12 protein-coding genes are annotated in these 15356 nt (G+C 70.1%); 1 reads left to right on the top strand and 11 read right to left on the bottom strand.

What is annotated here, in order from left to right; genetic code table 11:
• The first annotated feature begins 130 nt into the window (after positions 1–130).
• On the top strand, positions 131–913 hold the full coding sequence (gene pgl, locus ACFWNV_RS35510; RefSeq protein ID WP_383955077.1) for a 6-phosphogluconolactonase: 783 nt from the start codon (positions 131–133) through the stop codon (positions 911–913).
• A 79-nt stretch (positions 914–992) separates the two neighbouring features.
• On the opposite strand, the gene pgi is transcribed toward pgl, so the two are convergent.
• The 11 genes from pgi to uvrC form a co-directional block, all read right to left on the bottom strand.
• Positions 993–2645: a glucose-6-phosphate isomerase gene (pgi, locus tag ACFWNV_RS35505; protein WP_383955079.1), complete on the bottom strand. Its 1653-nt coding sequence runs from the start codon at positions 2643–2645 to the stop codon at positions 993–995.
• Positions 2646–2801: 156 nt separating this feature from the next.
• A complete protein-coding gene (locus ACFWNV_RS35500; protein WP_007263454.1) occupies positions 2802–3137 on the bottom strand; it encodes an RNA polymerase-binding protein RbpA in 336 nt (111 codons plus the stop codon).
• 177 nt (positions 3138–3314) lie between these two features.
• Positions 3315–3551 (bottom strand): preprotein translocase subunit SecG, encoded by a 237-nt coding sequence (gene secG / locus ACFWNV_RS35495; RefSeq protein ID WP_383955075.1) that lies wholly within the window; start codon positions 3549–3551, stop codon positions 3315–3317.
• Positions 3552–3694: 143 nt separating this feature from the next.
• A complete protein-coding gene (gene tpiA / locus ACFWNV_RS35490; protein WP_383955073.1) occupies positions 3695–4483 on the bottom strand; it encodes a triose-phosphate isomerase in 789 nt (262 codons plus the stop codon).
• Positions 4484–4489: 6 nt separating this feature from the next.
• Positions 4490–5701: a phosphoglycerate kinase gene (locus tag ACFWNV_RS35485; protein WP_383955071.1), complete on the bottom strand. Its 1212-nt coding sequence runs from the start codon at positions 5699–5701 to the stop codon at positions 4490–4492.
• Between the two features lie 140 nt (positions 5702–5841).
• Entirely contained in the window at positions 5842–6846 is a 1005-nt protein-coding gene (gene gap / locus ACFWNV_RS35480; protein ID WP_243338363.1) for a type I glyceraldehyde-3-phosphate dehydrogenase, read from the bottom strand.
• A 208-nt stretch (positions 6847–7054) separates the two neighbouring features.
• Positions 7055–10012: a M14 family zinc carboxypeptidase gene (locus ACFWNV_RS35475; protein WP_383955069.1), complete on the bottom strand. Its 2958-nt coding sequence runs from the start codon at positions 10010–10012 to the stop codon at positions 7055–7057.
• Between the two features lie 157 nt (positions 10013–10169).
• Entirely contained in the window at positions 10170–11171 is a 1002-nt protein-coding gene (whiA, locus tag ACFWNV_RS35470; protein WP_112449750.1) for a DNA-binding protein WhiA, read from the bottom strand.
• Positions 11162–12226, bottom strand: a complete 1065-nt coding sequence (gene yvcK, locus ACFWNV_RS35465; RefSeq protein ID WP_383955066.1) for a uridine diphosphate-N-acetylglucosamine-binding protein YvcK — start codon at positions 12224–12226, stop codon at positions 11162–11164. Before yvcK ends, whiA begins: the two co-directional genes overlap by 10 nt.
• Positions 12223–13218 (bottom strand): RNase adapter RapZ, encoded by a 996-nt coding sequence (gene rapZ, locus ACFWNV_RS35460; RefSeq protein ID WP_383955065.1) that lies wholly within the window; start codon positions 13216–13218, stop codon positions 12223–12225. Before rapZ ends, yvcK begins: the two co-directional genes overlap by 4 nt.
• Positions 13215–15284, bottom strand: a complete 2070-nt coding sequence (gene uvrC, locus ACFWNV_RS35455; RefSeq protein ID WP_383955063.1) for an excinuclease ABC subunit UvrC — start codon at positions 15282–15284, stop codon at positions 13215–13217. Before uvrC ends, rapZ begins: the two co-directional genes overlap by 4 nt.
• Between the last annotated feature and the right edge of the window lie 72 nt (positions 15285–15356).

Below are 15356 nucleotides of genomic sequence, written 5' to 3'. Positions count from 1 at the left end.
CGCCGGCGAGGCTGATCTTTCAGCCCGTCCGTCGTTTGAGGACCGGGGTCCGGGGCGGAGCCCCGCGCAGCGGCATCCGGACCCGCACGCGCACGACTCCGAACTACCGACAAGGCGGCAGCACATGGGTATGACGACTCCCCAGGTCGTCGTCCACCGGGACAAGGAGCTGATGGCCCAGGCCGCAGCCGCCCGGCTGATCACGAAGATCGTGGACGCACAGGCGGCCCGCGGCACCGCGTCCGTGGTCCTCACCGGCGGCCGCAACGGCAACGGCCTGCTCGCCGCGCTGGCCGCGGCCCCCGCCCGGGACGCCATCGACTGGTCGCGGATCGACCTGTGGTGGGGCGACGAGCGCTACGTGCCCGCCGACGACCCCGAGCGCAACCACGTACAGGCCCGTGAGGCCCTGCTGGACTCCGTCCCGGTGGATCCCGCGCGGGTCCATGCCATGCCCGCCTCCGACGGCCCGTACGGGGTCGACGTGGACGCGGCGGCCGCCTCCTACGCGGCGGAGCTCCTCCAGGCCTCCGGCCCCGAGGACCACGGCCCGGTCCCCCGCTTCGACGTCCTGATGCTGGGCGTGGGCCCGGACACGCACGTGGCCTCGCTGTTCCCCGAGCACCCGGCCTCCCGCGAAAGCGAGCGCACCGTGGTCGGCGTGCACGGCGCACCCAAGCCGCCGCCGACCCGGATCTCGCTGACCCTCCCGGCGATCCGGGCGGCCCGCGAGGTCTGGCTGCTGGCGGCCGGCGAGGACAAGGCCGGTGCGGTGGCGATCGCGCTGGGCGGCGCGGGCGGGGTCCAGGCCCCGGCGGCCGAGGCCCGCGGCAGCTCGCGCACCCTGTGGCTCCTCGACCGCGCGGCGGCCGCGAAGCTCCCCACCGACATGTACCCGCCGGCCTCCGCCTGAGGTCCCGTGGGCGCACGCGAAGGGGCCCGCTCTCCGACCGGAGAGCGGGCCCCTTCTGCGTACCGGGCCGGGCTGACGGTCAGCGGCCCCGCAGCGAGCGGTACTCCGCCACCAGTGCGCGGGTGGACGCGTCCAGGCCCGGCACCTCCGTGCCGTCGGTGAGCGCCGGCTCGATCCGCTTGGCCAGTACCTTTCCGAGCTCGACGCCCCACTGGTCGAAGGAGTCGATGTTCCACACCGCGCCCTGGACGAACACCTTGTGCTCGTAGAGAGCGATCAGCTGGCCCAGGACCGCCGGGGTGAGCTCGGCCGCCAGGATCGTCGTCGTCGGGTGGTTGCCCGCGAAGGTCTTGTGCGGGACCAGCGGTTCGGCGACGCCCTCCGCCCGGACCTCCTCGGCGGTCTTGCCGAAGGCCAGCGCCTGCGTCTGGGCGAAGAAGTTCGCCATCAGCAGGTCGTGCTGGGCCGCCAGGGCCGGCGGCAGTTCGCCCACGGGCCGGGCGAAGCCGATGAAGTCCGCCGGGATCACCTTGGTGCCCTGGTGGATCAACTGGTAGTAGGCGTGCTGCCCGTTGGTGCCGGGCGTGCCCCAGACCACCGGGCCGGTCTGCCAGTCCACCGGGTTGCCCTCGCGGTCCACGGACTTGCCGTTGGACTCCATGTCCAGCTGCTGCAAGTACGCGGTGAACCGGGAGAGGTAGTGGCTGTACGGGAGCACCGCGTGCGACTGCGCGTCGAAGAAGGCCCCGTACCAGATCCCCAACAGGCCCAGCAGCAGCGGGGCGTTCTCCTCGGGGGGCGCGGTGCGGAAGTGCTCGTCCATGGCGTGGAATCCGCCGAGCAGCTCCCGGAACGCGTCCGGACCGATCGCGATCATCAGGGACAGCCCGATCGCGGAGTCGAAGGAGTAGCGTCCGCCGACCCAGTCCCAGAACTCGAACATGTTGGCCGTGTCGATGCCGAAGGCGGAGACCTTCTCCTCGTTGGTGGAGAGCGCCACGAAGTGCCGTGCCACGGCCGCCTCGTCGCCGCCGACGCCCGCGAGCAGCCACTCCCGCGCCGAGGTGGCGTTGGTGATGGTCTCGATCGTCGTGAAGGTCTTCGACGCGATGATGAACAGCGTCTCGGCCGGATCCAGGTCCCGTACGGCCTCGTGCAGGTCGGCGCCGTCCACGTTGGACACGAAACGGACCGTCAGGCCCCGGTCCGAGAAGGCGCGCAGCGCCTCGTAGGCCATCGCCGGACCGAGGTCGGATCCGCCGATGCCCACGTTGACGACGTTCTTGATGCGCTTGCCGGTGGAGCCGGTCCACTCCCCCGACCGGACCCGGTCGGCGAAGGCCGCCATCTTGTCGAGGACCGCGTGGACGCCGGGTACGACGTTGTCCCCGTCCACCTCGACGACCGCGTCGGCCGGTGCGCGCAGCGCGGTGTGCAGGACCGCCCGGTCCTCGGTGGTGTTGATCTTCTCGCCGCGGAACATGGCCTCGCGGAGCCCGGCCACGCCGGTCGCCGCGGCCAGTTCGCGCAGCAGTGTCAGCGTCTCGTCGTTGACGAGGTGCTTCGAATAGTCGATGTGCAGGTCTCCGACCCGCAGGGTGTATCCGGCGCCCCGGCCCGGATCCGCCGCGAACAGCTCCCGCAGATGCGTCTGCCCCAGCGCTTCCCGGTGCTTGCCGAGTGCGGCCCACTCTGGCGTCCGGTTAAGCCTCGTCCGGCTGTCTGCGTTCATCTCGGACATCAACCCACTTCCTGTCCTGTCGTGCCCCGCCGGTTCCAACCTAAGGGATGGGAAGGGGCACAACCGACACAAAGCGGCCCGGCCCGCAGGAGAGAAGACTCCTGCGGGCCGGGCCGGGTGTCACTTCGGTCGTCCGGGGGGAACGCGTCAGATCTCGCCGCGCAGTTTGGCGAGCGCCTCGGCGAGGATCGCTTCGCCGTCGGCGTCGGTCCGCCGCTCCCGTACGTACGCCAGGTGCGTCTTGTACGGCTCGGTGCGCGGCGGCGCGGGCGGGTTGTCCCGGTCCTGGCCGGCCGGGAACCCGCAGCGCGGGCAGTCCCAGGTGTCCGGCACCTGCGCGTCGCTGGCGAAGCTCGGCTGCGTCTCGTGCCCGTTCGAGCACCAGAAGGAGATGCGCAGGCGGGGCGCGGACTCGCCGCGCTCGGCCTCACCCATCGGCCCCGCTCCGACCCGACTACCACGGATCGCGTTGCCACTTGCCACGGTCGTAACTCCCTGCGTGATGGTGCCGCGAAACGTGAGTGGATTCCGTCGCGGGCGCCCAAGTCTACGTAAGGCCCAACGCCCGTACAGGAGTGGAGTTACCCATTCCAGACAAGAACGCCGGACCTCATGATAGGCCGGGGGGAGCCGACCGGACCGGCGGAATGGCCAGAACGGTTAGCTGTTCGCCTTCATGAGCAGACCGAGTGCGACGATGCACGCGAACCAGAGCAGACCGATCACCACGGTGATGCGGTCCAGGTTGCGCTCCGCGACCGAGGAGCCGCCGACCGACGACTGCATACCGCCGCCGAACATGTCGGAAAGACCGCCGCCCTTGCCCTTGTGCATCAGCACGAGCAGCATCAGCAGGGCGCTGAAGACGACCAAGGCGATCTCGAACCCCAAAATCACGGCTGATTCCTACTTTCCTGGCTTACTGGCTTTCCGGCGTTCCCGCAGTGCCGATTACGAGCACGGGGGCCAGCAGCTTGTTCAGCCTGCTGGCCCCCGCAAGGGTACGACGGATCCGCCCTACCGCATACTCACGATGACCGTCACTGGTCGCGGAAACGGACGATCTTGACGAACTCGTCCGCGTCCAGCGCCGCGCCGCCGATCAGGGCGCCGTCGACATCGGGCTGGGCCATGATCGCGGCGATGTTGCCGGACTTGACCGAGCCGCCGTACTGGATGCGGACCTTGTCGGCCAGCTCCTGCGAGTAGAGCTCCGCGAGACGGCCGCGGATGGCACCGCAGACCTCCTGCGCGTCGTCGGGGGTGGCGACCTCGCCGGTGCCGATCGCCCAGACGGGCTCGTACGCGATCACGATGGACTCGACCTGCTCGGCCGGGATGTCCTTGAGGCCGCCGTCGAGCTGCTTGAGCGTGTACTCGACCTGCTGGCCGGCCTTGCGGATGTCCAGGCCCTCGCCGACGCACAGGATCGGGGTGATCCCGTGCTTGTAGGCGGCCTTGACCTTGGCGTTGCAGATCTCGTCGTTCTCGCCGTGGTACTGGCGGCGCTCGCTGTGGCCGACGGCCACGAACGTGCACTTCAGCTTCGAGAGCATCGGGCCGGAGATCTCGCCGGTGTAGGCGCCGGAGTCGTGCGCCGAGATGTCCTGGGCGCCGTACTTGATCTTCAGCTTGTCGCCGTCGACCAGGGTCTGGACCGAACGGAGGTCGACGAAGGGCGGCAGGACCGCGACCTCGACGAAGTCGTAGTCCTTGTCGGCCAGGGCGAAGGCGAGCTTCTGGACGTGGGCGATGGCCTCGAGGTGGTTGAGGTTCATCTTCCAGTTGCCCGCCATCAGCGGGGTACGGCCGGCGGTGTTCTCAGTCATCAGGGTTCAGACCTCCAGTGCGGCGAGGCCGGGGAGCGTCTTGCCCTCGAGGTACTCGAGGGAGGCGCCGCCACCGGTCGAAATGTGGCCGAAAGCGTTCTCGTCGAAGCCGAGCGTGCGCACGGCCGCGGCCGAGTCGCCGCCGCCGACGACGGTGAAGGCGTTGCTGTCGACGAGGGCCTGCGCGATGGCGCTGGTGCCGCCGGCGTAGTCGGGGTGCTCGAAGACGCCCACGGGGCCGTTCCAGAACACGGTCTCGGCGTCGGCGATCTTCGAGGCGTACAGCTCGCGGGTCCTGGGACCGATGTCCAGACCCTCCTGGTCGGCGGGGATCTTGTCCGCGTCGACGGTGATGAAGTCAGCCGGGGCCTTGGTCTTCAGGTCCGGGAAGTCCTTGGAGGCGAGGATGTCGACCGGGAGGACCAGCTCGACGTTGTTCTTCGCGGCGCGCTCCATGTACTCCTTGACGACGTCCACCTGGTCCTTCTGGAGCAGGGAGATGCCGACCTCGTAGCCCTTGGCGTAGAGGAAGGTGTACGCCATGCCGCCGCCGATGAGGATGCGGTCGGCCTTGCCGAGCAGCTGGTCGATGACGGCCAGCTTGTCGGAGACCTTGGCGCCGCCGAGGATGACCACGTACGGGCGCTTGACCTCGTCGGTCAGCTTCTTCAGGACGCCGACCTCGGTGGCGATGAGGTAGCCCGCCGCGTGCGGGAGGCGCGCGGGGAGGTCGAAGACCGAGGCGTGCTTGCGGTGGACAGCGCCGAAGCCGTCGCCGACGTAGATGTCGGCCAGCTCGGCGAGCTGGTCCGCGAAGGCGCCGCGCTCGGCGTCGTCCTTGGCGGTCTCACCGGCGTTGAAGCGCAGGTTCTCGATGACGGCGACCTTGCCGTCGGCGAGGGCCGCGACGGTCTCCTTGGCGGAGGCGCCGACGGTGTCGGTGGCGAACGCCACGTCCGTGCCGAGCAGCTCGCCGAGGCGGGCGGCGGCGGGCGCCAGCGAGAAGGCCGGGTCCGGGGCGCCCTTGGGGCGGCCCAGGTGCGAGGCCACGACCACGCGGGCGCCGGCCTCGGCGAGCTTCGCGATGGTGGGCTGAACGGCGCGAATGCGGCCGTCATCGGTGATCTCACCGTTCGAGAGCGGCACGTTGAGGTCGGCGCGTACGAAGACACGCTTGCCGGCTACGCCCTCGGCGAGAAGTTCGTCGATCGTCTTCATGCTGTTTTCTACTCCTTTTCCCAGCCCAGGACTTTACCCGTGCGGGACGAGAGGGGTACGAGGCAAGCAACAGGGCCCGTACAGCGCTTCATCGCGCTGCCCGAGCCCCGGTGCTCACATCGTGGTGCCTGCCTTGGTGCTTAGAGCTGACCGCCGACGAACACGGTCAGGTCGACGAGGCGGTTGGAGTAGCCCCACTCGTTGTCGTACCAGCCGATGACCTTGACGCTCTTGCCCTGGACCATGGTCAGGGAGGAGTCGAAGGTGCAGGAGTACGGCCAGTTCACGATGTCGGAAGAGACGATCGCGTCCTCGGTGTAGTCCAGGATGCCCTTGAGCTGGCCCTGCGAAGCCTTCTGGAAGGCCGAGTTGACCTCGTCCTTGGTGACTTCGCGCTCCAGCTCGATGACCAGGTCGGTCACGGAACCGGTGGGGACCGGGACGCGCATCGCGATGCCGTCGAGCTTGCCCGCCAGCTCCGGGATGACCAGCGCGGTGGCCTTGGCGGCACCGGTGGTGGTCGGGATGATGTTCTCGGCGGCAGCGCGCGCCCGGCGCAGGTCCGAGTGCGGGAAGTCCAGGATGCGCTGGTCGTTCGTGTACGCGTGGACCGTCGTCATCATGCCCTTGACGATGCCGAAGTTCTCGAGGAGGACCTTGGCCATCGGCGCCACACAGTTGGTGGTGCAGGAGGCGTTGGAGATGACGTGGTGGTTGGCCGCGTCGTACTTCTCCTGGTTGACGCCCATCACGATCGTGATGTCCTCGTCCTTGGCCGGAGCCGAGATGAGGACCTTCTTCGCGCCGGCCGCGATGTGCTTGGCGGCGTCGGCCTTCTTCGTGAAGATGCCGGTCGACTCGATGACGATGTCGGCGCCCAGCTCGCCCCAGGGGAGGTTCGCGGGGTCGCGCTCGGCGAAGGTCTTGAAGGTGTTGCCGCCGACGGTGATGGTGTCGTCGGTGTGGCTGACCTCGGCCTTGAGACGGCCCAGGATCGTGTCGTACTTGAGGAGGTGAACCAGGGTTGCGTTGTCAGTCAGGTCGTTGACACCGACGATCTCGATGTCCGCTCCCTGCTCCAGGAGCGCCCGGAAGTAGTTGCGGCCAATTCGGCCAAAACCATTGATGCCTACGCGGATCGTCACGAACCGATCTCCTCGTTGGTGCGCCGGCCTGTCCGCCAGCGAGCTGTATGGGATGTCCCCGACCGCTTACGACACTACCTCTCCGTGAGCTTCGGAGTGACATCGACCATCGTCTGACACGCCCCGAAGCCCCGCACTCCAGGACGAGTACGGGACCTCGGGGACTTTGTGCCCGGTCACTCACGGTGAGCGCGGCCGGGGCCTCTGATCAGTGGTTCAGCGAGCGGAGAGCCTTACCGACGAGTACGGCGCGATCGGCCGCGGCCGGCACGTGCTCCAGGCCGAAGCCGAGGAGCACGGTGTCACGCGTAGTGACGGAGGCGTAGGACTTGAACAGCTCGCCCGACCGGGACCAATCGCCCGGAACATCGGGGCTTCCGGCAGGTGCGCCCTGCGCGGCCCAGACACCGAACGAGGACTCGAATCCCTCGGCCGCCTGGTCGGTGCCGCCGGTCGATACGCGGGCCTCGTCCGCGAAGACCCCGCGGCCGCCCGAGCCCGGGTCGGTGATGTAGGCCAGCGAGACCTCGACGGTCTTGCCCGCGTACGCGCTCAGGTCGAAGGAGACCTGCTTCCAGCCGTTCGAGGATCCGGTGAAGGAGTTCCACTGGCCGCTGGTGCCCTGCGGGGCGCAGCCGCCGGCGTCGAGGGTGAGGTAGCGGCGCAGGAACGGGTGGTCGTTGACGAAGAACCCGGCCCCGCACTCCTCCGGAACGGTGCTGGTGGTCTGGCCGCCCAGCTCGGGCAGCGTGGTCCAGTCGTCGCCGCCCGCGGTACGGGACTCCAGGACCGCGTGGTCGTAGCCCTCCTCGGTGTTCCAGTTCAGCGCCATCTTGAGCTTCGGCTGGTCGGCCGCGGTGACCCCGGTGAGGTCGATGGTGCGGGTGAGGCGCTTCCAGTCGTCGTCGTCGTGCGTGGCCGAGGCCATCGAGGCGCCGGCGTAGGGGGCGTACGGATTCACCACTCCGGCGTACTGGCCCGCCTGCGCGCTCTTGAACTGCGGGAACTGCGCCGCGGGCAGGGTGTCGGAGGTGACCGTGTAGGAGCCGGGGCGGTCGAGCGGGTTGCCCGTGGCGTCGCCGAGGGCGCCCTTGGCCCCGGTCAGGGAGCCCGCACCGGTGAAGCCGGTGGGACCGGTGACCGCGGCGCGGCCGTAGGCGCCGAGGAAGTACTGGCTGAAGTCGTCGGTCACGGCGCGGCCGACCTGGGCGTTGCCGCCCGCCAGCTCGCCGGCCTCGATCAGCTTGCCGCCCTCATTGAGGAAGTCGCGTACCGCCAGCTGGGTGGCGCCGCCCGGAGACTTGGCCCCGGTGTAGTGCACGGCCGTACGGAAGTGGGAGAGGGCTCCGAGGTGGTGCGGGGCGCCCTGGACGGCCACGTCCCAGACCGCCGCGCTCTTGCCGTTGGCCTTCAGGGCGTCCACGTACTCCTGCGCGTGCTGCGCGGGGGCGCCCTCCTCGGCTACCACCAGCACGTCGGCGCGCGGCCGCGTAGCCACGGTGTACGTGAAGTGCTCGCTGGAGACCTGCTTGCCGCGGTCGCGGCCGGTGAACCAGACCTCGACCTTGTCGCCGGGCTTGGCGCCCTCGACCTCGGCCCGGTACTCGTCGAACCAGTTGTTGTCGTCGCCGCCGTAGACCTCACCGCCCTTCCAGGCCTTGAGGTCCTCGTCGTGGGTGCGTCCCCCGTTGATCCGGTAGTTGAGCTCCTTGTCCTTCAGCGCCTTGCGGGCCGTGACGGAGACCTTCTGGTCCTCGCCGCGGGCCGCGTAGGAGGTGGTGAAGGGGTCCAGGGTGAAGTCGGCGGCCTTCAGGCCCAGGGAGGACTTCGGCTGGTCCGGGTGCTCGGCGCTCTCGGCCACGGAGAGCGCGAAGGGGATGTTCTTGGCGAACTCGGCCTGGATGAGCTTCTCGTCGTCCGGGAAGTTGAAGCCGGAGGCGCAGTCCTCGGGCTTCCACTGGTCGTCCGGGTCGCTCGCGGAGGCCGTCTGGCAGGTGGTCATCTCCGGCGTGAACATCATGATGCCGTTGGCGTTGGCCGCCTGGCTGTCCGCTTCGCCGTTGGTGGTGTAGAGCTCCGAGGAGACCTGCGGGTAGTAGCCGGGGACGGCCGGGTTCTCCGGGGTGCCGGCGAGCGCCTTGTAGGCGATGTCGTCGGGGGTGGGGGTGGCCACCTGCCAGCCCACGCCGTACAGGATCAGCTCGGCGGCGGAGTGGTAGTTGACGGCGTACTGGAAGCCGATGCGCTTCTGGAACTTGTCCAGGGCCGCGGTCTCGGGCTCGGAGGCGGCCTTCGCGCCGCGGTAGGTCTCGCTCGACTGGTTGGGCGAGGAGCCCTCGTTGTCGTAGCCCCACTTGAAGGCGAAGTTGCGGTTGAGGTCGACGCCGTCGACCGCGGTGATCTTGCCGTCGGCGTTGTTGTCGCGCAGGTTCTTGCGCCACAGCCGCTGGCCGTCGGGGGCGAAGGTGTAGTCGTAGCCGTCGGGGTTGGCCGAGAGCAGGAACCACAGCTCGGTGGAGTCCACCAGCTTGGTGATCCGCGGGTCCTTGCCGTAGTTGTCGAGCGTGTGGTGCATCAGCCGCCGGGTCATCTCGGGGGTGATCCACTCACGGGCGTGCTGGTTCGACATGAACAGCGTGGAGGGCTTGTCGCCGTCCCGGGACTTCTTGGCGTTCTTCGTGACCTTCAGGGCGAGGATGTCCTTGCCCTGGACGGTCTTGCCGATGGAGACGACCTTGGTGAGGCCGGGGTTCTCCTGGGCGGTGCGCAGGATCTCCTCCTGGAGCCCGCCCTTGCCGCTGTACGGGCGGAAGACCCCGTCGCCGGCCGCCAGCGAGCGGGCCGCGGCCTTGGCCTCGACCTTGCGTTCGGCGAGCTTGATGCCCTGCGCCGCCAGGTCCTTGGCCTGACCGCCGGTGAGGAAGAGCTCCACCTTGGCGGTCCCGGTCTCCGGGGCCCGTTCGGAGAGCTCGTGCGCGTCCTGGCCGGCCGCGAGGACCAGCGGGACCTGCTCCTTGGTGATGTCGGCGTCGTAGACCCGTACCTCGTCCGCGGCGGACCGGTCCGCCGCACCGGGCTGGGCCTGGGCCGCGGCGGGTAGTGCGGCCAGTGTGGTGCCGAAGACGAATGCGCTTGCGGCGAGGATCGATCTCGCGCGGTGCCTCATGTGCCCCCCTGGGCGTCGTCTGCCACGAAAGCCTTCGCATGTCACGAGAGCTTCGGACGACAGGCTCACGACCAGCCCATGCTCATGTCAATGGGGCATACCGGAAAGGGCCCGCACGAGTGATCGCGCGGGCCCCTTCCGGAGGTACTTCTTCCGCTCAGCCGGCCATGTTGTCGGCCAGCTCCTCGCTGTCGCTGAGGTCGAGGTTCGACTCGGTGCCCGGGATCCCGAGGTCCTGGGCCCGCTTGTCGGCCATCGCCAGCAGGCGGCGGATCCGGCCCGCGACCGCGTCCTTGGTCAGCGGCGGGTCGGCGAGCGCGCCCAGCTCCTCCAGGGAGGCCTGCTTGTGCTCCATGCGCAGCCGGCCGGCCGCGGCGAGGTGCTCGGGGACCTCCTCGGCGAGGATCTCCAGGGCCCGCTGGACCCGCGCTCCGGCGGCCACCGCGGCCCGCGCCGAGCGGCGCAGGTTCGCGTCGTCGAAGTTGGCCAGGCGGTTCGCGGTGGCGCGGACCTCGCGCCGCATCCGGCGCTCCTCCCAGGCCAGCACCGAATCGTGGGCGCCGAGCCGGGTCAGCAGGGCGCCGATGGCGTCCCCGTCCCGTACGACGACCCGGTCCACGCCGCGGACCTCGCGGGCCTTCGCGGCGATGGAGAGCCGGCGGGCGGCGCCCACCAGGGCCAGGGCGGCCTCCGGACCGGGGCAGGTGACCTCCAGGGAGGAGGAGCGCCCCGGCTCGGTCAGCGAGCCGTGGGCCAGGAAGGCCCCGCGCCAGGCCGCCTCGGCGTCGCAGGTGGCCCCGGAGACCACCTGCGGGGGGAGACCCCGGATCGGACGGCCGCGGCCGTCCACGAGGCCGGTCTGGCGGGCGAGCTGGTCGCCGCCGGCGACCACGCGGACCACGTACCGGTTGCCCCGGCGCAAGCCGCCGGGAGCCATGATCACCAGATCCGAGGAGTGCCCGAAGATCTCCAGGATGTCCTTGCGCAGGCGGCGGGCCGCGATCCCCGCGTCCAGTTCCGCCTCGATGACGATCCGGCCGCTCACCAGGTGCAACCCGCCCGCGAACCGAAGGATCGCCGAGACCTCCGCCTTCCTGCAGCAGGTGCGGGTGACAGGCAGGCGGGCGATCTCATCCTTCACCGCGGGCGTCATCGCCATGGGCCGATCCTTCCATGCATCCGAAAAATACGGTCGTACGCGGCGGCCAGCAGCTCCGGATCGTGCTTCGGAGAGCCGTCCAGCCTGGCGACCGGCGCCAGCTCGACCGCGGCACCGAACCGTTTTGCGGCATCGGCGAGGGACTCGCGATCGGGCACGGCAGCCTGATCGGCAAGCACCACGTCCAGGGCGAGTTTAGGGGCGTGTCGGGCCAAAACCTCCAAATGACGCTGCGGAGAGAAGCCCTCTGTTTCGCCGGGTTGTGGTGCGAGGTTCAGCGAGAGCACCCTCCGGGCCTTCGTCTCGATCAGCGCGTCGAGCAGTTCGGGCACCAGAAGGTGCGGAATCACCGAGGAGAACCAGGACCCCGGACCGAGCACGACCCAGTCCGCGTCGAGCACCGCCGCGACCGCTTCGGGCACCGCCGGCGGGTCGCTCGGCACCACCTGCACGGAGAGCACCTCGCCGGGGGTCAGCGCCACGGTGGCCTGTCCCCGTACGGTGTCCACGTCCTCGGGGCGGGCCGGGTCGTGTCCCTTGACCAGGGCCTGGAGCTCCAGCGGGACGGCCGACATCGGCAGCACCCGGCCCTGGGCGCCGAGCAGCTTGCCGACGAGGTCCAGGGCCTGGACCGGGTCGCCGAGCTGTTCCCACAGCGCGACGATCAGCAGATTGCCGACGGCGTGCTCGTGCAGGTCGCCCTGGGACTGGAAGCGGTGCTGGATGACCCGGGACCAGGTCTGGCCCCAGTCGTCGTCGCCGCACAGCGCGGCCAGCGCCTTGCGCAGGTCCCCGGGCGGCAGGACGCCGAGCTCCTCGCGCAGCCGGCCGCTGGAGCCGCCGTCGTCGGCGACGGTGACGACGGCGGTCAGCTCGCCCGTGATCCGGCGCAGGGCGGTCAGCGAGGCCGAGAGGCCCATGCCGCCGCCGAGCGCCACGACCTTGGGTGCGGCGTGGGCCTCGCCCCGGCGCAGGCCCGTACGGCCCGTGCCGCCCTCGACCTTGCCGGTGGTGAGCCGGCGCAGGCGGCGGAGCCGCATGGTACGTCCGGTCACTCGCGCCCCATGTCCCTGTGGACGACGACGGTCTCGACTCCTTCGGAGGCGAGGCGGGCGGCGAGCTTCTCCGACATGGCGACACTGCGGTGCTTGCCGCCGGTGCAGCCGACGGCGATGGTCACGTACCGCTTGCCCTCGCGGCGGTAGCCGGTGGCGATGAGCTGGAGCAGCTCGGTGTAGCGGTCCAGGAACTCCTTGGCACCGGGCTGGCTGAAGACGTAGCCCGACACCTCCTCGTTCAGGCCGGTGAAGGGGCGCAGCTCCGGGACCCAGTGCGGGTTGGGGATGAAGCGGCAGTCGACGACGAGGTCGGCGTCGACGGGGAGCCCGTACTTGTAGCCGAAGGACATGACGGTGGCCCGCAGCTCGGGCTCCTCGTCTCCGGCGAACTGGGCGTCCATCTTGGCGCGCAGCTCGTGCACGTTGAGGCTGGAGGTGTCGATGACCAGGTCGGCGTCGCCGCGCAGCTCGCGCAGCAGGTCGCGCTCGGCGGCGATGCCGTCGACGATGCGGCCGTCGCCCTGGAGCGGGTGCGGGCGGCGGACCGACTCGAAGCGGCGGACGAGGGCGTCGTCCGAGGACTCCAGGAAGACGATCCGCCGGGTGACCCCGCGGGTCTCCAGGTCGGCGAGGGATTCGCGCAGCGCGTCGAAGAACTGGCGGCCGCGGACGTCGACGACGACGGCGATGCGCGCCACGTTGCCCTGCGAGCGGGCGCCGAGTTCCACCATGGTGGTGATCAGCGCGGGCGGGAGGTTGTCGACGACGAACCAGCCGAGGTCCTCCAGACACTTGGCCGCCGTACTGCGGCCGGCCCCGGACATTCCGGAGATGATCACCAGCTCGGGGATGACCGCCTCGGCGGATTCCCCGGGCTCCACTGTCGTGCCCGTACTCACCTGTGCTCCGTCTCGGTCGTACTCGGATGCGATGTCACTCCCGGAATCCTGCTCGGATCCTCGGTCGTGCAGGGTTTCGCGCTCGGTCATTGCTCGGTCCCCCGATCGGATGCTGCTCCCGCGGACGCGGGGGTCTCATCCTCAATGATCTCCCCGGTCGCCGTATTGACGGCGGGACCGGCGGGAACCGCCTGGGCGAGGGCCACGGCCACGGTCTCGGCCGTCTTGCGGCCTATGCCCGGGACCTCGCAGATCTGGTCGATTGTCGCCTGTCTGAGCTTTTTCACCGAACCGAAGTGCTTGATCAGGGCCAGCCTGCGGCTCTCGCCGAGTCCGGGGACCTCGTCCAGGGGGCCCGCCTTCAGGCGCTTGCCGCGCTTGTTGCGCTGGTACTGGATGGCGAACCGGTGGGCTTCGTCACGGACCCGCTGGAGCAGGTACAGGCCCTCGCTGCTGCGGGGCAGCACCACCGGATCGTCCTCCCCGGGCAGCCAGACCTCCTCCAGTCGCTTGGCGAGGCCGCACACGGCGACGTCGTCGATCCCCAGCTCTTCCAGGGCCCGCTTGGCGGCGGCCACCTGGGGCTGCCCGCCGTCGACCACGACGAGCTGGGGCGGGTACGCGAAACGCTTGGGACGCCCGTCGTCCTCGGGCGTGTCCCGGTCGACCTCGCCGCCCGGAGCGGGCCCGGAGGACTCGGAGGACACGGCGGACTCGGGCGACTCGGAGGACTCGGGGGACCACTCCCCCGTCTTCAGCTTCTCCTGGAGGTAGCGGCGGAAGCGCCGGGAGATCACCTCGTGCATGGAGCGGACGTCGTCCTGGCCCTCGAAGGACTTGATCTGGAAGCGCCGGTACTCGCCCTTGCGCGCCACCCCGTCCTCGAAGACGACCATGGAGGCCACGACGTCGTCGCCCTGGAGGTGGGAGATGTCGAAGCACTCGATGCGCAGCGGCGCGCCGTCCAGCTCCAGCGCCTCGGCGATCTCCTCCAGGGCCCGCGAGCGGGTGGTGAGGTCGGAGGCGCGCTTGGTCTTGTGCAGGGCGAGGGACTGCTGGGCGTTGCGGTGGACGGTCTCCATCAGCGCCTTCTTGTCCCCGCGCTGCGGGATGCGCAGGCTCACCTGGGAACCGCGCCGCTCGGCGAGCCACTGGCTCAGGGCCGGGGTGTCCTCGGGGAGCGCCGGGACCAGCACCTCCTTGGGGACGGCCTCGCCCTTCTCCTCCCCGTACAGCTGCTGGAGGGCGTGCTCGACGAGCCCGGCGGTGTCGACGGCCTCGACCTTGTCGGTGACCCAGCCGCGCTGGCCCCGGACCCGGCCGCCGCGGACGTGGAAGATCTGCACGGCCGCTTCGAGCTCGTCCTCGGCGACCGCGAACAGGTCGGCGTCGGTGGCGTCCGCGAGCACGACCGCGTTCTTCTCCATGGCCCGGCGCAGGGCCCCTATGTCGTCGCGCAGCCGGGCGGCCTTCTCGTACTCCATCTCCTCCGCGGCCTCGTGCATCTGCTGTTCGAGGCGGGTGAGGTAGGTGCCGGTGCGGCCGGCCATGAAGTCGCAGAAGTCCTCGGCGAGTTCGCGGTGCTCCTCGGGGGTGACCCGGCCGACGCAGGGCGCTGAGCACTTGCCGATGTAGCCGAGCAGGCAGGGGCGGCCGATCTGGGCGGACCGCTTGAACACCCCGGCGGAGCAGGTGCGGACGGGGAAGACCCGGAGCATCAGGTCGACGGTCTCGCGAATGGCCCAGGCGTGCCCGTACGGGCCGAAGTAGCGCACGCCCTTCTTCTTGGGTCCGCGCATGACCTGGACCCGCGGGTAGTCCTCGTTCATGGTGACGGCGAGGGAGGGGTAGCTCTTGTCGTCCCGGTACTTGACGTTGAACCGGGGGTCGAACTCCTTGATCCAGGAGTATTCGAGCTGGAGCGCCTCGACCTCGGTGGAGACCACGGTCCACTCGACGGAGGCGGCCGTGGTCACCATGGTGGCGGTACGGGGGTGCAGCCCGGCGAGGTCCTGGAAGTAGCTGGCCAGCCGCTGGCGCAGGCTCTTGGCCTTCCCGACGTAGATCACCCGGCGGTGCTCGTCGCGGAACTTGTAGACCCCCGGGGAGTCGGGGATCTGTCCCGGCTCGGGGCGGTAGCTGGAAGGGTCGGCCATGCCAACCACCCTACTGTCGCCCGCCGACAACCGGGGCTCGGCCCCGCAGGGTCCGGCCGCCCGGCACGAGGC

It is taken from the genome of Streptomyces sp. NPDC058401 (assembly GCF_042722885.1).
Lineage (GTDB): Bacteria > Actinomycetota > Actinomycetes > Streptomycetales > Streptomycetaceae > Streptomyces.
Note: the sequence above shows the minus strand (reverse complement) of the source record. Positions and strands in the feature narration are given on the sequence as shown.

What these genes read in the sequence shown, in the direction of transcription:
- pgl (WP_383955077.1), top strand. Translation starts at nt 131, where the DNA reads ATGACGACTCCCCAGGTCGTCGTCCACCGGGACAAGGAGCTGATGGCC.
- pgi (WP_383955079.1), bottom strand. Translation starts at nt 2,645, where the DNA reads ATGAACGCAGACAGCCGGACGAGGCTTAACCGGACGCCAGAGTGGGCC.
- tpiA (WP_383955073.1), bottom strand. Translation starts at nt 4,483, where the DNA reads ATGACTGAGAACACCGCCGGCCGTACCCCGCTGATGGCGGGCAACTGG.
- ACFWNV_RS35485 (WP_383955071.1), bottom strand. Translation starts at nt 5,701, where the DNA reads ATGAAGACGATCGACGAACTTCTCGCCGAGGGCGTAGCCGGCAAGCGT.
- ACFWNV_RS35475 (WP_383955069.1), bottom strand. Translation starts at nt 10,012, where the DNA reads ATGAGGCACCGCGCGAGATCGATCCTCGCCGCAAGCGCATTCGTCTTC.
- whiA (WP_112449750.1), bottom strand. Translation starts at nt 11,171, where the DNA reads ATGGCGATGACGCCCGCGGTGAAGGATGAGATCGCCCGCCTGCCTGTC.
- rapZ (WP_383955065.1), bottom strand. Translation starts at nt 13,218, where the DNA reads ATGACCGAGCGCGAAACCCTGCACGACCGAGGATCCGAGCAGGATTCC.
- uvrC (WP_383955063.1), bottom strand. Translation starts at nt 15,284, where the DNA reads ATGGCCGACCCTTCCAGCTACCGCCCCGAGCCGGGACAGATCCCCGAC.